General features: G+C 67.1%; 15 protein-coding genes and 1 tRNA gene. 4 read left to right on the top strand and 12 right to left on the bottom strand.

Features of this window, described 5'->3' with window-relative positions; genetic code table 11:
- Positions 1-3: 3 nt before the first annotated feature.
- Entirely contained in the window at positions 4-156 is a 153-nt protein-coding gene (locus MRBLMD1_RS03350; protein ID WP_364397469.1) for a hypothetical protein, read from the bottom strand.
- A gap of 123 nt (positions 157-279) precedes the next feature.
- A complete protein-coding gene (locus tag MRBLMD1_RS03345; protein WP_364397466.1) occupies positions 280-2754 on the bottom strand; it encodes a PEP/pyruvate-binding domain-containing protein in 2475 nt (824 codons plus the stop codon).
- Between the two features lie 182 nt (positions 2755-2936).
- Here MRBLMD1_RS03345 and MRBLMD1_RS03340 point away from each other — a divergent pair, with 182 nt between their 5' ends.
- On the top strand, positions 2937-4013 hold the full coding sequence (locus MRBLMD1_RS03340) for a DUF2235 domain-containing protein (protein WP_364397463.1): 1077 nt from the start codon (positions 2937-2939) through the stop codon (positions 4011-4013).
- A 43-nt stretch (positions 4014-4056) separates the two neighbouring features.
- Here the strand turns inward: MRBLMD1_RS03340 and MRBLMD1_RS03335 are convergent.
- From MRBLMD1_RS03335 to galU, 4 genes are all read right to left on the bottom strand, one after another.
- Positions 4057-4132, bottom strand: a tRNA-Ala gene (locus MRBLMD1_RS03335).
- Between the two features lie 132 nt (positions 4133-4264).
- A complete protein-coding gene (locus MRBLMD1_RS03330) occupies positions 4265-5182 on the bottom strand; it encodes a hypothetical protein (RefSeq protein WP_364398001.1) in 918 nt (305 codons plus the stop codon).
- 105 nt (positions 5183-5287) lie between these two features.
- Positions 5288-5908: a GNAT family N-acetyltransferase gene (locus tag MRBLMD1_RS03325; RefSeq protein ID WP_159631445.1), complete on the bottom strand. Its 621-nt coding sequence runs from the start codon at positions 5906-5908 to the stop codon at positions 5288-5290.
- Between the two features lie 4 nt (positions 5909-5912).
- Positions 5913-6818 (bottom strand): UTP--glucose-1-phosphate uridylyltransferase GalU, encoded by a 906-nt coding sequence (gene galU / locus MRBLMD1_RS03320; RefSeq protein ID WP_159631444.1) that lies wholly within the window; start codon positions 6816-6818, stop codon positions 5913-5915.
- A gap of 102 nt (positions 6819-6920) precedes the next feature.
- Here galU and MRBLMD1_RS03315 point away from each other — a divergent pair, with 102 nt between their 5' ends.
- From MRBLMD1_RS03315 to MRBLMD1_RS03305, 3 genes are all read left to right on the top strand, one after another.
- Entirely contained in the window at positions 6921-7541 is a 621-nt protein-coding gene (locus MRBLMD1_RS03315; protein ID WP_364397459.1) for a 5-formyltetrahydrofolate cyclo-ligase, read from the top strand.
- Between the two features lie 111 nt (positions 7542-7652).
- Positions 7653-7913 (top strand): FmdB family zinc ribbon protein, encoded by a 261-nt coding sequence (locus tag MRBLMD1_RS03310; RefSeq protein ID WP_159631442.1) that lies wholly within the window; start codon positions 7653-7655, stop codon positions 7911-7913.
- Positions 7914-8025: 112 nt separating this feature from the next.
- A complete protein-coding gene (locus tag MRBLMD1_RS03305) occupies positions 8026-8751 on the top strand; it encodes an RcpC/CpaB family pilus assembly protein (protein WP_159631441.1) in 726 nt (241 codons plus the stop codon).
- Between the two features lie 11 nt (positions 8752-8762).
- Here MRBLMD1_RS03305 and MRBLMD1_RS03300 read toward each other — a convergent pair whose 3' ends face one another.
- The 6 genes from MRBLMD1_RS03300 to MRBLMD1_RS03275 all read right to left on the bottom strand — a co-directional run bounded on the left by MRBLMD1_RS03300 (position 8763) and on the right by MRBLMD1_RS03275 (position 18519).
- Positions 8763-12962 (bottom strand): DUF4011 domain-containing protein, encoded by a 4200-nt coding sequence (locus MRBLMD1_RS03300; protein WP_364397455.1) that lies wholly within the window; start codon positions 12960-12962, stop codon positions 8763-8765.
- Between the two features lie 129 nt (positions 12963-13091).
- A complete protein-coding gene (gene guaA, locus MRBLMD1_RS03295) occupies positions 13092-14681 on the bottom strand; it encodes a glutamine-hydrolyzing GMP synthase (protein ID WP_159631439.1) in 1590 nt (529 codons plus the stop codon).
- A 103-nt stretch (positions 14682-14784) separates the two neighbouring features.
- Positions 14785-15291 carry a DUF3817 domain-containing protein gene (locus tag MRBLMD1_RS03290; protein WP_275179597.1) on the bottom strand — a complete coding sequence of 169 codons (507 nt, stop codon included), beginning with the start codon at positions 15289-15291 and terminating at the stop codon, positions 14785-14787.
- On the bottom strand, positions 15288-16172 hold the full coding sequence (locus MRBLMD1_RS03285; protein WP_364397450.1) for an SURF1 family protein: 885 nt from the start codon (positions 16170-16172) through the stop codon (positions 15288-15290). Before MRBLMD1_RS03285 ends, MRBLMD1_RS03290 begins: the two co-directional genes overlap by 4 nt.
- Positions 16173-16252: 80 nt before the next feature.
- A complete protein-coding gene (locus MRBLMD1_RS03280) occupies positions 16253-16741 on the bottom strand; it encodes a PTS sugar transporter subunit IIA (RefSeq protein ID WP_159631436.1) in 489 nt (162 codons plus the stop codon).
- 38 nt (positions 16742-16779) lie between these two features.
- Entirely contained in the window at positions 16780-18519 is a 1740-nt protein-coding gene (locus MRBLMD1_RS03275) for a glycerol-3-phosphate dehydrogenase/oxidase (RefSeq protein ID WP_224026611.1), read from the bottom strand.
- Between the last annotated feature and the right edge of the window lie 63 nt (positions 18520-18582).

Raw genomic sequence — 18582 nt, 5'->3', positions numbered from 1 at the left:
CCGTCAGGCGTTGGTTCGGCGCTTGAGCCAACCCCAGACGCCGGTGGCGACGAAGAGGATTAGGCCGATGATGGCGAGCCAGAGCAGGCCCTTCACCACGAAGCCGACGATGGACAGGATGAGCCAGATGACCAGCAGGCCGATGATGATTCCCATGGGCCCCACTCTAGGCCCCCATAATTCAATCGGGCCGCCCATCGGTCCCGCGTTTTGCCACGTGGCATTTTGCCCACTGGACTGCCCGCAGCGTCTGCCTCCGGCCGGCAGTGTTGGCTTGGGTCAGGCCGCGGTGACCCGCCCCGTGCTTCCGTCCACCATGACGGCCTGCCCGTCGGCCAGGGTGCTGGTGCCGTTCCCCGTGCCCATGACGGCCGGGATGCCGTACTCCCGGGCGACGATCGCGGCATGGGAGCCGGCGCCGCCCAAATCCACCACCACCGCAGCAGCCCGCTGGAACAGTGGGGTCCAGGATGGGTTGGTGTAGGGGCAGACCAGGATTTCACCGCTCCTGAGCAACCCGAATTCCTCCGGGCTGCGGATCACCCGTACTGTCCCGGTTGCCTGGCCGCGGCTGGCAGGCATGCCGCTGGCCAGGACCCCGTGCGGCCGCCGGGAGTCCGCGAACAGGGAAACGGGGTCCAGCAGCGGGATACCGTCAAGCTCCCTGCGCTTGGCAGCCCTTGCCAGCACCAGGCGGCGGTACCGTTCCCGGTCGTCCGGTGGCAACGCCCCGCCGTCGGGCATTGCGGCCAGTTCCTCGAAGCGCAGGTGGTTGACCTCCTGAGGGTCCGCCAAAACTCCTGCGATGACCAGGCGGCGCCCCAGCTCCAGCAGCCCCCGGCGCAGGGGCGGCAGCACTTTGGTGGCATGGAAGTGGCTGTCCTCCCGGAACGCCATCCCGGTTTTGGCTGCCTGGACAGTGGACAGGACGTGGCGGCGGAGGACAGCCACGCGGAGGGCAGGATGCCGCATCAGGTCCGCGAGCGCCTCGCCGGTCTGGTCCCGGACCGGCGGGCGATCGCCCATCATCGACGTGATGAGCCCGAGCACCACCTCGGGCGCGTCCGACCACGTGGGCGCGCTGCTGAGCAGCACACTGACCGTTTCGCGGTGGCCGTACTCGGCCAGGAAACCGTCGAACGCGGACCGGAAGCCGGCGAACTCCTGTTGGTGCTCAAGGGCAGCCAGTAGTTCGCCCGGTGCGAGGCTGCTGAACGCCTGCTTCAGGGCCGGGCTGGTCCTGACCTGGTCAGCCAGATTCCCGAGCGCCGTGTTGGCCTGGCTGGTGCGGGTCTCCGCACCGGCGATGAGTGCGGGTGCAAGCTTCAGTTTGCCCAGTGGGAGGAGCAGCAGGCGTAATTCCAGTTGGGGAAGGAGTATCCCGGGAAGGTACGAGATCCTGAGTTCGGTGATCCCCCGCATGGTGGTGAAGGCCTCAGTGGCGAGCGAAACGACTCCCTGCCAGGAGAGCGGGCGCGGGTCCTGGGCCGCCAGCCTGCTGACGTTGTCCAGAAAGGCCGTAAACCTGCTGTCGAGGGTCCACCGGGAAGGGTCGTAGCGCCTGGCCCGGCGGATAAGGGCCAGCGGCGCTGCCAGCGTCCGCAGGGTGGGCCGGGGTACCGGCGGAACCAGCCGCACCACCACACCGTCCTCTTCGGGCAACAGTTTCTCCACGGGCGGGAATGACACCCCCACGCTGCCGGCTATGCCGTGGAGCATGGCCAGGATGCCGCGCTGCATCCATCCGGAGACGTCCAGGGGGTAAGGGCGGACCTGGAACATCTCCAGCAAAAAGGGCGCCAGCAGGCGCTGGATCGGGTTGAGCCGCAATGGCTGCGGGGGCAGGGCCGTTATGGGCCGGGCCTGCACCAGGAATATACGGCGGCCGGCAATCGCCCATTCGATGTCCTGGGGGCGGCCGAAATGGTCCTGCACGCCCACCGCCAACCGTGCCAGCTCAGCCGCCTGGCCGCTCCCGAGTCCGCGGACGGGCTCCCCTGCCCCAACGGACCTCTGGGTGCCGCCTTCGGTCCCTGCCCGGATAACCACCTCATGCCGGCCCGGCCTGAAGGCGCGGATCCCGCCCGCCCGGTCCAGGACATACCGTTCAGGGATGACCTCGCCTGCAACCACCGCCTCACCCAGACCGGGGCTCGCATCGATGAGGATTTCGTTGCGCTCACCAGTTACCGGGTTGGCGGTGAACATGACGCCCGCAAGGTCTGCGCGCACCATTTCCTGGACGACGACGGCCATGGCGGCGCCGCCGGGGTCCACACCCTGCCTGCCGCGGTAGGCAATGGCCCGGTCCGTCCACAGCGACGCCCAGCAACCCACCACGGCCTGGACCACCGCCGTCTCGCCATGGATATTCAGGTAGGTATCCTGCTGCCCGGCGTATGTGGCCCCTGGCAGGTCTTCGGCGGTGGCGCTGGAACGGACCGCCACCGGGCTCCCGCCCATCCCCGCATATGCCGCGGCAATGTCCTTGCGGACACGGTCCGGCATCTTTGCCTCCGTGAAAAGACTGCGTACCTCCGCCGGCGCGGCGCCTGCCTTGAGCAACCGGCCAAGCTCGCCGCCCACCCCGGATTCCTCCAGCATGGCAAGGTATGCCCTGGTGGTCACTACAAACCCGGGCGGAACCGGAAAGCCGGCGCGGACCAGTTCCCCAAGGTTGGCGCCTTTCCCACCGGCCAGGGCGACGTCGCGGGCACCAAAATCCCCCAGGTTGCCGACCGTCGTCACATTCATTCCGGGGCTCCTGACACTGTTCCGCCCGCTGCTCACTCCACGCTAAGCCCCCGGGACCGGGCACACAACAACAACCCAGCCAGCGGTGCTAAGGCATGTATGGACGGGAAGCCAGCGCGGGTGTATACCGATGGAAGCCGCGACCTCGGCCGGGGAGAGGGTCGGATTCCCAGGAAGACGAAATGGCCAAGCGCATAGTAGTTTGCTGCGACGGAACGTGGGCAACCCCGGACCAGGCTGACGACGGGCAGCCGTGCCCCACCAATGTCACAAAACTCGCCCTGGCCATCGCCCCGGCCGGCAAGGACCAGGACGGCACCGACATTGAACAGAGGGTCTTCTATCATCGCGGCGTGGGCACCGGACGCCAGGGCCGTCTCGGTGGAGGCGCGTTCGGCGCAGGGCTCTCCTACGACATCCTCGCCGCCTACCGCTTCATCATGGGCAACTTCCAGCCCGGAGACGAGCTGTTCCTGCTGGGCTTCAGCCGCGGCGCCTACACAGCCCGCAGTACCGCTGGACTGATCAGGAACGCGGGCATCCTGCGCCGGCGTTTCCGTGGAAGGCTGGGCGCCGCCTTCAGCCTCTACAGGGACCGGACTGCCACCACCAACCCGCGTTCGGTCGAAGCCACGCTCTTCCGCCGGTCCTTCTCCCACGAGACCCGGATCCACTGCATCGCGGTCTGGGACACCGTGGGGGCGCTCGGCATCCCGCTCACCGGGGTACCTGTCGTTGACAGGTTCAACCGCAGGTTTGCCTTCCACGACACGGCGCTGTCCACCACCGTCGACAACGCGTTCCAGGCCTTGGCAATCGATGAAAAAAGGAAACCATTCGCTCCGACGCTCTGGCAGCCGCAGGACGACGCGGGAACCCAGAGACTGGAACAGGTATGGTTCACCGGAACGCACGGGGACGTAGGCGGCGGCAATCGGAGCACCCTGCTGTCCGACGTTGCCTTGTCATGGATCGTTGAACGCACCCGGAGCGCAGGGCTTGCCTTCTGCCCCGATGCCTCCGGGGCCGCGGCAGGGGCGCCGGTTGAGCCGTACAACCAGTACCCGCCGATCCAGGAATCCCGCGTTGGTTTTTGGAGAATGCTGCCTGCCTACGTCAGGCCCATAGGATCAACCGATCCGGCGCACGAACGGGTGGCCGAGTCCGCTCTGAAGCGGCATGATGCCGATCCTACCTACCGGCCGTCCAACCTTGTCCGCTATCTGGGGGAAAGGCCCGGCACTCCATCCCTGTCCTGAGGGGCGGCCGGTCACCCGCCGGAACCGGCCGGGTGCCTGCAAATGGTGGAGCTAAGGAGATTCGAACTCCTGACCTCTTCGATGCGAACGAAGCGCTCTACCAACTGAGCTATAGCCCCGGACGTATCCGCGCCCTGACGGACTGCTGCCCGCCGGTGCGGGACCGGTGTCCCTAGGCTACAAATTTTCCCGGCTCAACGCCAATTGACGCGCGCAGTGGGCGGCGGAGGAAGGCAAGGCGCTGCCGGGCCCTATGCGCGGCGGCGCTGCAGGACGTCGTCGAGGTTGCTGAGGGCGCTTTGAGCCTTGGACAACTGCTGTGCTTCCGCTGCAGCAGCCGTCTCTGCCGCGGGCGCTGCGGAAGCGCCCTGCTTCAGTGACGGCTTGCCGACTGCCTTGGGCGCTTCGGGAAGCTCAAGCGGCTTCGGCTCGGGACGTTCCGCCTTTGGGGCTTCCACGTACACGGGCTTGGGGACTTCCACCGGCTCCCAGGGGGTGCTGGCGGGGGCGGCCGGAGCAACTGCCGGTGCGCTGGTGTCGCCGGCAGCCACGGCAACGGCGAGGGCGGCTTCGCGAAGCTCCATGGCGGTGAGCGGTTTGACCTTCGGCTCCCCCGCCTCGGCGTCGAAAAGCCGGCTTTCCGGCAGCACGGGGGCGGTTTCGGGCTTCGCAGGCAGGGCGACGGCGTCTTCCGGACGGCGCGCCGGGGCGCTCATCGCGGAGCGGAAGGCGGCGTCCACCTTCGCCTTGCGGTCACGGATGGCGAGCCAGCGCAGCAATGCCACGGATGCAACCGCCAGCAGGGTGCAGGTGAGCGGCAGAGCGGGCGAGCCGATGCCGAAGGGAAGCAGCACACCTGAGATGAATGCAGTCACCAGGGAAAGGAGTCCCACAAGGGCCAGGCCAGTGCGGCCGTAGCGGATGCGGAACGGCGCCGCAGGTGGGGTGCTTGCAGTGCCGGCAAGGGATGCGGCACTCTTCCTGGGTTCCATGGCTTTCTCCTGCTGGGCGGCGACGTTCAGGACCAGGCCGGCATGCGGATCCGGCCTTTCATCGGCGGGGGCGTCTGCCAGGAACTCGCCGGCGGGCTGGAACTGGTGCCTGCGGTTCCGGAGGACGTAAGGGGCAACCCATACAATCCAGAGCGCGACGGCAACCACAAGGATCACTGAGCTGCTAAGGGGGAAGTCCACACTCAAAACCGTATGAGCATCATGCCTGCTCAGGCCGCATTAGCTGCGGTGTGTCGTGCCCACACTGGCAAACCGTTGGATTTATGACCGGCGCGACGCCAGCCACGGACCCAGGAGGCCTTCCGGGACCTCTTCGGAGGTGAGGGCGAACGAACGGTGGTCCGCCCATTTGCCGTTGATATGCAGGAAACGGGGACGGTACCCCTCGTCCCGGAACCCCAGCTTTTCCACCACCCGCAGGCTGGGTCCGTTCTCGGGCCGGATGTTGATTTCCATCCGGTGCAGGCCAAGCGTACGGAAACAGTGGTCCGTTACCAGCGCCACGGAGGTGGGGGCTATCCCCCGTCCCGCCCGGGATTGGTCCACCCAGTACCCCAACGTTGCCATCATGGCCGAACCCCAGACGATGGAAGACACCGTCAGTTGGCCCACGATGGCCGGATTCCTCAGGCCCGGCCTCCACTCCGTGATGACGAAGGGCAGGGCGGTAGCCTGTGCAGCCTGCAGGTTGAGCGAGCGGACCATGTGCCGGTAGTCGGGAAGTCCGCCGGACGGGTCCGGGTTGGAGGCTTCCCACGGTGCCAGCCACTCGCTGTTCCGTGACCGGACTTCTGTCCACTCTTTCTTGTCCCGGTACCGGATGGGCCGCAGGACCAGGTCGCCGCACTCGAGGGTGGCCGGCCAGATGGGACCTGTGCGCACGGCGCTACCGGGAGAGGCCGGCGGTGAAGCCCGGCAGCCATTCCCGCAGGCCGGGCCCCAGGTCATCGCTGTCGATGGCCAGCTGGACGCAGGCCTTGAGGTAGCTGAGCTTGTCGCCGGTATCGTAACGGCGGCCCCGGAACACCACGCCATACACGCCATGCCCCTCGCCGTCGCCGGAGGCGAGTTCCTGCAGGGCATCCGTCAGCTGGATTTCGCCTCCGCGGCCCGGCTCCGTGTGCTCGAGGACTTCGAACACGGCGGGGTGCAGGACATACCGCCCGATCAGCGCCAGGTTGGACGGTGCTTCCTCGGGCGAGGGCTTCTCGACGAGCCGGTTGACGCGGACATAGTCCTCGCCGTCGATGGCCTGGACGTCGGCGCAGCCGTAGGCGCTGATCTGGGAGGGTTCCACCTCAATGAGGGCGACGACGGACCCTCCGGTTTTCGCCTGCACGTCAATCATGGTGCTGAGGAGTTCGTCGCGGGCATCGATGAGGTCGTCGCCCAGCAGCACGGCGAAGGCTTCATCGCCCACATGCTGCTTCGCCCGGAGCACGGCATGGCCCAAGCCATGGGGATCGCCCTGCCGGACGTAGTGGATGTCACCCAGCTGGCTGGCGGCCTGGATGGACGCAAGCTTTTCCGTATCGCCCTTGTCCTCAAGGGTCGATTCGAGGGACGGCACCCTGTCGAAGTGGTCTTCGAGGGCCCGCTTGTTGCGGCCGGTAATCATCAGGATGTCGTTGAGGCCCACATGGACGGCTTCCTCCACCACATACTGGATGGCAGGCTTGTCCACGACGGGAAGCATTTCCTTGGGCATGGCCTTGGTGGCTGGCAGGAACCTGGTGCCCAGGCCCGCTGCGGGAATGACGGCTTTGCGGACTCTGGGTTTACTGGTGTTCACCGGACTAATCTAACGTCAGCATCAAGTATTTCAGTAACCCCCGGCACCGAAGGCCGGCACGCGGCCTCAAGGCGCGGAACACCGGACTTCAGGGAGGACAACATGCTGCAGGAGACAAACGCCGTCAAGGACGGGATCCGGGCTACCCACCGGCAGCGGCGGGCAAGCCTGACACCGGCGCAACTGGAAGCTGCCGGCCAGCCCCTGGCCACCCATGGGGAAGCCTGGGCTGGATCGGTGACGGAAGGCCGTCCCGGGATAGCATGCGTATACCTTGGCGTGGGTCAGGAACCACCTACCCTGCCGCTGATCGAAGCCCTGCACCGCAGCGGCCACCAGGTCCTGCTTCCGGTGTGCGAACCGGCCAGGGAGTTGAGCTGGGTGTTCTGGACTCCGGACACCGGCTTCGAGCGCAGCAGGTACGCGCCCATCCTGGAACCCACGGGGCACCGGCACGGGCCCGAAACCGCCGGCGACGCCGCTGTGCTTTTCATTCCCGCCACAGCCGTGGACCTGGCCGGCAACAGGATTGGCCAGGGCGGCGGCTACTACGACAAATTCCTGGGGCACCTCGCTACGGCCGGGAAGGAAATCCCGCTGGCCGCTGTTATCTACGACGAAGAATTGCTGCCCGCCGGACGGATCCCGGCCGAGGAGTTCGACCGTCCAGTCCCGGCCGTCCTGGTCCCTTCCGGGTACCGGCCCCTGGCGGGCGGCGCCTGAACACCGTCGTTCCGTGCACAGTGATAGAATTAGCACTCAGGCCCTGCGACTGCTAATGGTTTACCAGGTGGCAGCACGGGACCTCTCGTTTGCCCAAGAGGAGGAGCACCAGTGCCAACATATGCTTACGCCTGCAAGGATTGCGGCCACGCCTTCGACATCGTCCAGTCGTTCTCGGACAGCAGCCTGACGTCCTGCCCTGAATGCGAAGGCACGCTGCGCAAGAAGTTCAACAGCGTCGGTGTCGTCTTCAAGGGCTCCGGCTTCTACCGCACGGACTCCCGCGATTCCAAGGGCAGCTCCGTTTCCGCCGCGCCTGCAGCGCCTGCTGCCGCCCCCGCCGCGCCGGCGCCCGCAGCCGCCGCGAGCTAATCCGGCACAGACTTCACGACGGCGGCCGGCGCTTTCCAGCGTCCGGCCGCTTTTGTCCACATAGGCCTTATCCCGGCTCCCTTGCGCGTGCGCCCGGAGTTAGCGTGGGCGCATGCCCCTTCTTCCCCGCCGCCGTGCCGCCCTCCGGTATTCTTCGGGCCCCGCAGGCGCTGCCCGCAGCCCAAGGAACCGCCCCCTGCCCGCGCGTGTTGCCGCCTGGTTGAGCCGGAACCGCCGGCTCGCCGCTGCACTGTTGCTGTGCGCAGCCGCCGCCATCGCCGTCCAGCAGCTCACTCCTGCCCCGCTCTCCACCGCCACCGCACTGGCCGCAGCCCGGGATCTTCCTGCCGGGACCGCCGTGACGGACGCGGACGTGGTCCGAGTCCAGGTGCCCCCTGGCATGGTGGCCGACGGCTTCCTCCGGGATGACGCCGCCGCCACCGGCAAACAGCTCGCCGCACCGATGCGCAAGGGCCAGCTCCTCAGCGATGCCCAGCTGGTGGGTCCCGGGCTCCTGGCAGGTACACCGCCCGGTTCAGCCGCAGTTCCACTGCGGATGGCGGATGCCTCGTCGATTCAGCTGGTCTCCCCCGGCCAACTGGTCAACGTTGTGCTCACATCGGCCAATGGGTTCGACCAGCAAGGCCCGTCGGAGGTACTGGCGTCGGCCGTCCCCGTGCTCTGGACCTCCAACAAGGGCGGCCAGAGCGGCCAGTGGCTGGGCACCACGGAGACCGACGGACTGATCGTGGTGGCAGCCACCGCAGAACAAGCATCACGCCTGGCCGGAGCGTCAACCCATGGCCGGCTGTTCTTCGTCCTGGTCGGCCCGCCGTAAGCTTGCGCCGGTCAGCCCCAGTGCGGCGGCTTCTGTTCCTTCAACCACGTGTCGTGGTCATCCTCCCGGTCACCCCAGCTGCGGGCGTCATCCTCTGCGGCCTTGCTCGGGAGGATCTCTTCAGTGCCGCCTGTTACTGTCCGGGGCGCCGGTGCCGTTTCGGCCGGGCCTGCAGGAACGTCCCCGCCGGTTACTGTTTCTGCCTGCCCGTCCTGGAGCTCATCCTGGCGCATGTCTTCCTCGCGGCCGTCTTCATCAAGCCTGCCGTGTGCAGGTTTCTTTTCCTCGGTCATGGATCCCGCTTCCTGGTGTCCGCTGTCACCGGTCCGGCCTGCGCCGGGATCCCCGGGGAGGTAGGAAACTCCGGCGGACGGCGCGGCGTCAATTCCATTGAGCGCCTGGTCAACGTCGTCGTCAAGGAAGCCCGCAGACTGGTGGGTCCTGCCCGGCAGCACCATCTTTTCCAGGCCCAGATAGCCGGCAATGCGGTCTGCGCAGGACGACGGGTCCGTGAACACTTCGATGGTCCACAGCGGCATGTACCGCCAGCCAAGGCGTTCCAGCAGTTGGGGACGCAGCCTGCTGCGTTCCCGCACGCTCATGGTGCGGTACTGCGCAGTGCCGTCGGACTCGATGGCCACCGGCCGCGGGATGTCGGAGTCCTCCTGGCCCATGGTATTCAGGGGGTCGGCGGCTGCCACTACATCGATTGCCCCGTCGTATTGGTGCCAGACCCTGGCGCCCCGGGCACGCAGCCGGTCACCGAGATCCGCCACCAGCGGGTCCGCGCCAAGCGCCTGTTCGCTGGCGGCGGCGCGGGACGCGGGGGTGCCAAGATCCGTGTTGCCGGAAATTTCCCGGTCCAGCAGCGCGTACAGGTCCACCGCCCCGTGGGTAAGCCGGGTGTGGTCCAGGTCCTCGGGCCGGAAGCACGTAAGTACGTGCAGGGAACGCCGGGCCCGGGTCATGGCCAGGGCAAACTTCTCCCGGCCGCCTTCAGCGGACAGCGGCCCGAAGTTGTGGAGGGCACGGCCGTGCGGGGTCCGCCCGAATCCCGGCGAGAAAATGACATGGTCGCGGACCAGGCCCTGGGCACGTTCCAGGTCCACCACGCGGAAGGACTCCGGGCCGGCGCCGAAGAATCCGGCCAGGCCCGGCTGGTTGGACAGCTGGAGCCGGATGGACTCGCCAATCCTCGCGGCGTGGCGCAGGCTGGCGGTGACGACGGCGAGGGAGGTCCGCGGACGCAGGCGGGCGTGCTCGAAGACCAGCTCCACTACGCGGTTGACCTCGGCAACCACGGACTCCACGCCTTCGTGGTCGGCACTGGGAAGGCCGGTGCCGTCCGGCAGGTATTCCACCAGCAGGGACCGGTCCAGCCCCGTGGCCGACTGGCCCTCGGGCAGCCGGCGGAGGCCGCCGTCGTAAAAGTTCTTGCTGAGCTGCAGGACCAGGTCCTCGTCCACTGCGCGGTACACCACGTTGAGCCGCCACACCGGCAGCACTGCGGAGAGCGCGGTGAAGGCGCTCTCCACGCGGTGGTGGGCGGACTCGCCGGGTGCAAGCCGCTCTACCCCAACCGTGAACGTCCGGGGCGTGGCGATGCGCGGGTCGCCGAAGGCGATCACCTGCCGTGCCCTGGCAATCGACGGCAGGACAGCCTGCAGGGAGGTGGCCTCCGCGTCGAGGATCACGACGGCGTCGAAGTGCTGTTCTGCCGGAAGCAGGCCCGTCATCAGGTACGGGCTGACGGACCAGACCGGGACGAGTGTGCCGATCAGCTCAGGCGCCTGCGCGGTGAGGGAAGGCAGGGACACCCGGCCGTCCTTGAGCAGGCTGCGGAGCAGGTCTGCCTGGCGCGGCTGGGCCGCGATGGCTGTCCGCCACCGTTCCGCGAGGTCCCACCGCAGGCGGGCGGCGCCGCTGGCAATGTGGGCATTGTCGGCCAGCCGGTATTCCGCTTCCAGCTGGCGCAGGGCGTCGCCGTCGGACATCGCCAGGTAGTCGTCGCCGCTGATCATTGCCTCAAGCGCGGACTGCCACCACGCCAGCTCCAGCTCCGCGGCGACGGATCCTTCCGGAACTTCCCGTTCCGCGAGATCGGCCAGGAGTTCACCCAGGCCATGTTCGCGCATGTTCTCAATGAGGAGTGTGCGTTCGGGCAGCGTCTTGAGCGTATCGGTGTCCGCCACCAGGCGGTCCAGCCGGTCCATCAGCTGCGCGTAGGGCACCGTGGCCAAAGCCCCGCCATCTTCGGTGTGCTGCAGCGCTTCGCCCAGCTGTGCCAGCTCCTGGTCCAGTGACCGGTACATGGCGTTCATTTCAGCCAGGCCGGAGGGAACGGCGGGATGGCGCTGCGTGGTGGCGTAGCCAGCCCAGAGGGCACGCTGTTCCTGGACCAGCACCAGGGACGAGTGCAGGTCCGCGATGTGGACGCCCGGGCGCACGTATTCCTTGGCCACCCGGCGCAGCCTGGAGCGCTGCATGGCGGTCAGCTCGATGCCGCGCTCCCGCCGCCACGCGGACGGCGCCGTGGCGGAGATCAGGTCTGTCACGGGCCGGTCGAAGATGTCCGGGGTGAACTTGTCCAGGCTGCCGCGGACGGCAACCAGCAGTTCCAGCTGCTCGCCCCACTCCGCGAAGGACCCGCCCAGGCGGATCTCGGCGTGCTCGGCAACGGCGTCCATGCGGTCGCGCAGGACGGGGAGGCTCTTGGCCACCGAGCGGACCAGGTCCTGGGCTTCCTCGGTTTCCTTCCGGGTCAGCAGCCGGGCGCCGTGCCAGGGGCTGGTGGTGGCCGCCTTGCTGAAGCTGCCCAGTTCCGCGGCGCGCCGCAGCCTGCCGGCCAGCTCCTCACGGTCCCGGATGCTGTCCAGGACGCTGCGCTTGAGCCGGACGGTGGTGGCCGGGGCAGGATGGATCGAGGTGAGCTCAGCGAGTGACTGCATGGCCTGGTACGGCGAGCAGCCCCACCTCTCGCGGACGTTGTGGAGCGATGCCACGTGGTCCATCAGGGCGTGCCGGTGTTCGGTCAGGGTGGCGTGCAGGTTCCCCAGCTGGGGTTCCAGGGACTTTTCATTGCGGACGATTGCCCGGACCAGCTGGCCTTTCAGCTGTTGGGCGGTGACGTTCCCGGTCAGCTGGAAGAGGATGGACTCCAGGCCCAACGTCTCCAGGTGCCCGGAAACCTCGTTCAGGCTGGCGCGGCGATCGCCCACCACCAGCACTGTCTTGCCGGCATCCACCAGAGCGCCGATGGTGTTGATGGCCGTCTGGGTCTGGCCGGTCCCGGGCGGGCTGCTGACCACCAGGGAGTCCCCGGCGCGGGCAGCATCAACCACGTACTGCTGGTCCGTGTCGGCATCCAGCAGCAGCAGCTCGTCCTTGGGGTGCCTGTTGTCCAGGTGCGGGAAGCGGGACGGGTCCGGTTCCTCGACGTCCACCACTTCGCCTCCGGCGGCGGTGGCCAGCGCAGAGACGATGGGGTGGGAATCGTTGATCCAGGGGTCGTCGAGGTTGCCGGAGAGGTCCGCAAAGGTGGAGACCAGCAGGTTGTGCTGGGTTTCAGCGCCGTGGATGGGCCGGATCAGGGTGGCCAGCCGGTCCAGGACGGGCTGGGGGTCGAACCGCGCGGTGCTGTAGGCCAGGCGGGTCACGGCGTTGACGTCGAACACGATCCCGTGGATGTTTTTCAGGTGCCGAACCAGGGCGGGGTTGATCTGCGCCTGTTCGGTCAGCTGCAGTTCGAAGTCATCCTCCCCGGGGCGCACCGTCAGGGAGATGGCGGTCAGCATGACCGGGGCTGACACGCGCTGGGGTTTGCCCCCGACGGCGGATGTCCACACCACGGTGCCCGCCGACAGGTATCCGGCGTCGATGCCGCGGTCGTTGGCGAGTTCGAAGATCTTTGACCGGATGTTGCGTGACGCCCTCGCGGCCACCACATACTGCTGGCGGTCACGGATCAGGGTGGACAGGCGTGTGCGGCGCCCGGCCATGAGCTGGGCAAGGCCCGAGGGGTGTGCCGAGGTGAGGTCGATGGAACCTTCCGGCGTCTTGGTGAAGCGGAGCATCGTGTCCGCGCCGGTGACGGGTTTGAGCCCGGACAGCCATTTACGAAGCTCTTCCGAGCCTTCCGGGTGGCCTTGACCAACTGACACTTCTGCCTTCTTTTCTGCGTTTGCACGTGACGCCCTGGACCATACCGGCATAGATTCGAGAGTAGCCGCTCCGGCGCCGGACTTGAGCGACCGCAACACTGGGGCACCGGAAATTGCGGAGGAATTCGCTGGGAAAAAGCAGTGGCCGGCCCCCGCTGACGGAGGCCGGCCACTAGGATGCTATTCCCACTCGATGGTTCCCGGCGGCTTGCTGGTGACGTCCAGCACCACCCGGTTGACGCCGTCCACCTCGTTGGTGATCCGGCTGGAGATCCGTGCCAGCAGGTCGTAGGGCAGGCGCGACCAGTCGGCAGTCATGGCGTCTTCCGAGGAGACCGGACGGAGCACGATGGGGTGGCCGTAGGTGCGGCCGTCGCCCATGACGCCGACGCTGCGGACGTCTGCGAGCAGGACTACGGGCATCTGCCATACCTCGTTGTCCAGCCCGGCCGCGGTCAGCTCGGCACGCGCGATGGCGTCCGCCTTGCGGAGCAGGTCCAGCCGCTCCTTGGTGACCTCGCCGACGATCCGGATGCCCAGGCCGGGGCCGGGGAACGGCTGGCGGCCGACGATTTCCTGGGGCAGGCCGAGCTGGGCGCCGACGGCACGGACCTCGTCCTTGAACAGGGCCCGCAGCGGCTCAACGAGCTCGAACTGCAGGTCCTCGGGGAGGCCGCCCACGTTGTGGTGGCTCTTGATGTTGGCTGCACCTTCACCACCGCCGGATTCGACGACGTCCGGGTACAGGGTGCCCTGGACCAGGAACTTGATCTTCTCGCCGTGGGCTGCGGCCTCGGCGATGATGGCCAGTTCGGCTTCTTCGAAGGCGCGGATGAATTCCCGGCCGATGATCTTGCGCTTGGTTTCGGGATCGCTGACGCCGGCCAGGGCCGAGAGGAAGCGTTCCTGTTCGTTGGCCACGTACAGCTTCACGCCGGTTGCGGCCACGAAGTCGCGTTCAACCTGTTCCGCTTCGCCTTCACGCAGCAGTCCGTGGTCCACGAACACGCAAGTGAGCTGGTCGCCCACGGCGCGCTGGACCAGGGCTGCCGCCACTGCCGAATCGACGCCGCCGGAGAGGCCGCAGATAACGCGGGCATCCCCTACCTGCTGGCGGATGCGCTCCACCTGTTCTTCCAGGATGTTGCCGGTGGTCCAGTTGGGCTCCAGCTTGGCGCCCTTGAACAGGAAGTTCTCGAGCACCTGCTGGCCGTAGGCGGAGTGCTTGACCTCAGGGTGCCACTGCACGCCGAAGAGGCCCTTTTCCTCGTTGGCGAAGGCTGCAACTTCGGCGCCTGCCGTCGTGGCGAGGACATCGAAGCCTGCAGGGGCTTCGTGCACGGAGTCGCCGTGGCTCATCCAGGTCTTCTGGTGCTGGGGCATGCCCTCAAGCACCGAGCGGCCGTCACCGAGGATGGTGGTTTCCGTGGATCCGTACTCCCGCAGGCCGGTCTTGTCCACCTTGCCGCCCAGGGCGTTGGCCATGGCCTGGAACCCGTAGCAGATCCCAAAGACGGGGACGCCGGCTTCGAAGAGGTCGGCACCCACGCTGGGGGCGCCGTCGGCATAGACGCTGGAGGGGCCACCGGAGAGGATGATGGCGGCAGGGTTCTTGGCCAGGAGCTGCTCGGTGGAGTAGGTATGCGGAACCACTTCCGAATACACATTCGCTTCCCTGACGCGGCGGGCAATCAGCTGCGCGTACTGGGCACCGTAATCAACAACCAGCACCGGCTTCTGGGAAGTCTGGGATGCAGTGGGAGTAGTCACCGTAATAGCCTACTTTGCGCCCTTGCACCGGCGCACCTTCAGAAGCCGCGCTGTGACGCAGCAGACGTCCGACGGCGGATGGCCGGCGCGCGCCGGGCCCGTTTCAGTAGCGCTGGGGAGCCTGCGGATTGGCGGCAAGCTCGGCTTCCACCTCTGCGTGGAATTTCTTCTCCACGATGAAGGACAGGAACGGCACGACGCCGCCCAGTGCCAGCAGCACCAGTTTCAGGAAGGGCCAGCGCATCAGGGACCACAGCCGGAAGTTGGAGATCAGGTACACAACGTACATCCAGCCGTGCACGATCAGGACGGTGACGGAGACGTTCATGCCGTTGAGCACGCCCGCCGGCTCGGCGTCGGCGAATCCGAAGCCGAACGGCTGGCCGGTCACAGCGTTGGTTCCGCCGGCGAACAGGTACTGCCCGAAGCCGTACCGTGCCACCAGTTCCGCACACAGCAGCAGGAGCATGGTGCCGGTGAGGTAGGCCATGACCTTGTAGAACTTCAGGGCGGACCGGATCTGCGCCTCGGTACCGCCGAAACGGCGCTTCTTCCCGGAGGTCTTGCCGGAGGCCTGCGATGAGGGGGTGGCCGGTTTCGGATCAATCATGGCTGTACCTTCTGCTGGTGCTGTTCAGGCTGCTGGTGCTGTTCGGCCTGCTGTGGAAGCTGTTGGTTTTCGTCGTGCCCGTCACCGTCGTCCCCGGCGTCGTCAAGGGCCTCCTCCAGGTCCCGGTGGTAGTCGTCCTTGACCAGCCGCCACCAGATGAAGAGGGCGAACCCGGCGAAGACAACCCACTCGATGGAGTAGAAGAGGTTGAGCCAGTTGATGTGCTGCGCCGGCGGCTGCGGACCGATGTCCAGTGGAAGGAGGTTTCCCGGAACCGCGGCAGCGCTGACGTCCCGGCCCCCCACCACTTCCGCGGTGGCAGACACGAAGCCTGGGTAGCTGCTGACCTCCCAGTAGTTGATGAGCTCCGCCACGGAGACGGCGGAGGCCTCCCCCGGTTTCGGAGCCTTCCCCGCCACCGGCGCTTCGGACGGCAGCAGCCGGCCGGTCAGCTCAACAAGGCCCGACGGCGGTGCTGCCGCGTCCCCGGGCTGGGCGACCCACCCGCGTGCCACCGGGATCCACGTCTGTGGTGAGGCACCTGCTCCGGACAGGGCGGGGGCACCGTTAACGGCGAAGGCTGAAACAACCCAGTAGCCGGTTTTGCCGTCGTGGAGCCTCCCGGGAACCAGGACCTGCTTGTCGGGACTGTACGTCCCCTGGGCAGTGACCATCTGGTCGGCAACACTGCCGTGGAAGAACTCACCCGGCTGCAGGGTGCCGGTAAGCGGCCGGACCTGTTCGGTGGCGGGATTGACCGGCACCTCGGGTTGGGTGGAGCGGCCGAATTGCCACTGGCTCAGCAGCACGAAGACCCCGGAGAGAGCGATCGCGAAGATAAAGCCTGCGATCCATCGGGGCTTAAGGGCTGTTTTCCACACGTCTTAACCGTACTTCGTAGTTCTGTAGAACAACTAAACGCCGGGGGCGTCCGGGCCCGGAGGCGGGACCGGGGATGCGCCTAGTGGTCGAAGAACACCAGGCTGGAGTTGATGAGCTCGGCGATCACTTCGGCGTCGTAGGCACGCCGCAGCGACTCGCGGAATGATTCCTTGGAGAGTGACCGGGCCAGGGTGGCCAAGACTTCCAGGTGGTCGGAGAAAGAGCTCGCCGGGGTGGCAATCAGCAGGATGACCGTGGCTGGACCGTCGGCTGCACCGAAGTCCAGGGCGTGGCCGTACTTGGTGATGCCGACGGCGATGGAGGTCTGGGACACGAATTCGCTGCGGGCATGCGGCAGTCCGATGCCGCCCGGGAGCCCCGTGGCCAGCTGGTGCTCCCGGGCATTGACGTTTTTCAGGAACCCGTCAAGATCCGAGATCCGCCCTGCGGCGTGGAGCCGCTCTGCCAGTTGGTTGGTGGCGTCGGTCTTGTCCTTCGCCTCCATTTCCAGGATCACCATGTCGGCGGTGGTCAGGTGGGCGTCATACGGGTCCAGTGGTTCCGCCAAGGCGTTTCCCTTCGGTCAGCAGTGGGGCGAACGGCCCCTCAACGCAAGGGCACGATATCTTCCGCGCCCAGGCGGGCGGCGTCTGCGGATTCGTCGTCCGGCTGTTGCTGGCTGAGGCGTTCGGCCTCCACGCGGGCAAGGTAGTGGCGGACTTCGTTTTCACGCTGCGTGTCACTCCAGCCAAGGACGTCACCCATCAGTTTAGCGACAACGGGGGCGGCGGACACGCCGCGGTCCCATGCCTCGATGGAGATCCTTGTGCGCCGCGTCAGGACGTCCTGCACATGGCGGGCACCTTCGTGGCTTGCGGCGTAGACGGCCTCTGCCTGCAGGTAGTCGTCGGCGCCAGGGAGTGGCTCCGCCAGCTCCGGGTTCTGCTCAATGAGGGCCAGGACCTCAGGCGTCATGGACCCATACCGGTTGAGCAGGTGCTCGATCCGGGCGACGTGCACCCCGGATTCCTCTGCGGTGCGGTTCCGGCGGTTCCAGGCGGCCCGGAAACCGCTGGCGCCCAGGAGCGGTATGGTTTCGGTGCAGCTGGGCGGGACGCGTTCGTCCATGGTGCGGGTGGCCTCGTCAACGGCATCCTTGGCCATGACCCGGTAGGTGGTCCACTTTCCGCCTGCCACCACCACCAGTCCGGGAACAGGGTGCGCCACCACGTGCTCGCGGGACAGCTTGGCGGTGGAGTCGTTTTCGCCGGCCAGCAGCGGCCGCAGGCCGGCATAGACCCCTTCGACGTCTTCCCGGGTCAAGGGCCGCTTGAGCACCTGGTTGACGTGCTCCAGGACGTAGTCGATGTCCTTGCTGGAAGCGGCCGGATGGGCCTTGTCCAGGTGCCAGTCAGTGTCAGTGGTGCCGATGATCCAGTGCCGTCCCCATGGGATGACGAACAGCACCGACTTCTCGGTGCGCAGGATCAGCCCCACCGTGGACTGGAAGCGGTCGCGGGGAACCACCAGGTGGATGCCTTTGGAAGCACGGACCTTCAGCTGGCCGCGGTCGGTCACCATGGCCTGCGTTTCGTCGGTCCACACGCCGGTGGCGTTGATGACCTGCTTGGCGCGGATGCTGAACTGCGTCCCGTCCTCGCGGTTTTCCACCTTGGCCCCCACCACGCGTTCGCCTTCGCGGAGGAAGTCCACCACCTTCATCTGGTTCACGGCGTGGGCGCCGTAGTAGGCAGCCGTGCGGACCAGGTTGGCGCAGTATTTGGCGTCATCCACCTGGCCGTCGTAGTACCGGATGGACCCGACGAAGGCGTCGTTCTTGAGGCTGGGGGCGGCCCGGAGCGTTCCCCGGCGGCTGAGGTGTTTGTGGAACGGCACTCCCCTGCTGTGGCCGGCGGAGACTGACATGGCGTCATAGAGGGCGATGCCGGCACCAACATAGGGCCGCTCGATGAAGGGTTTGGTCAGCGGATACAGGAACGGCACGGGCCGGGCCAGGTGGGGTGCAATCTCGGAGAGGAGCAGCCCGCGTTCCTGCAGGGCCTCTTTGACCAGGGCGAAGTCCAGCATTTCCAGGTAGCGCAACCCACCGTGGATCAGTTTGGAAGACCGCGACGACGTGCCTGCCGCCCAGTCGCTTGCCTCGACGATGCCCACGCTCAACCCCCGGGTCACGGCGTCGAGCGCGGCTCCCGTGCCGACGATGCCGCCGCCGACAATCAGGATGTCCAGTTCCTGGCCGGGTTCCGTGGTGGCGCGCAGCCGCTGGATGGATGCTTCCCTGGCTTCCGGGCCAAGGACCCCGCCATTTGCAGGAACACTCTTCATTGAACGCCTCCAGTGCCTCTAGTGCCGGTAGTAAACCCACACTACTTGCTGGGGGCGTGCTTT

It is taken from the genome of Pseudarthrobacter sp. LMD1-1-1.1, from assembly GCF_040676255.1.
GTDB lineage: Bacteria > Actinomycetota > Actinomycetes > Actinomycetales > Micrococcaceae > Arthrobacter.
This window is presented reverse-complemented; position numbering and strand designations above follow the sequence as displayed.

Excerpts from the sequence above, each read along its gene's own strand:
- MRBLMD1_RS03350 (WP_364397469.1), bottom strand. The coding sequence starts at position 156 with ATGGGAATCATCATCGGCCTGCTGGTCATCTGGCTCATCCTGTCCATC.
- MRBLMD1_RS03345 (WP_364397466.1), bottom strand. The coding sequence starts at position 2,754 with ATGAATGTGACGACGGTCGGCAACCTGGGGGATTTTGGTGCCCGCGAC.
- MRBLMD1_RS03340 (WP_364397463.1), top strand. The coding sequence starts at position 2,937 with ATGGCCAAGCGCATAGTAGTTTGCTGCGACGGAACGTGGGCAACCCCG.
- MRBLMD1_RS03315 (WP_364397459.1), top strand. The coding sequence starts at position 6,921 with ATGCTGCAGGAGACAAACGCCGTCAAGGACGGGATCCGGGCTACCCAC.
- MRBLMD1_RS03305 (WP_159631441.1), top strand. The coding sequence starts at position 8,026 with ATGCCCCTTCTTCCCCGCCGCCGTGCCGCCCTCCGGTATTCTTCGGGC.
- MRBLMD1_RS03300 (WP_364397455.1), bottom strand. The coding sequence starts at position 12,962 with ATGCCGGTATGGTCCAGGGCGTCACGTGCAAACGCAGAAAAGAAGGCA.
- MRBLMD1_RS03290 (WP_275179597.1), bottom strand. The coding sequence starts at position 15,291 with ATGATTGATCCGAAACCGGCCACCCCCTCATCGCAGGCCTCCGGCAAG.
- MRBLMD1_RS03275 (WP_224026611.1), bottom strand. The coding sequence starts at position 18,519 with ATGAAGAGTGTTCCTGCAAATGGCGGGGTCCTTGGCCCGGAAGCCAGG.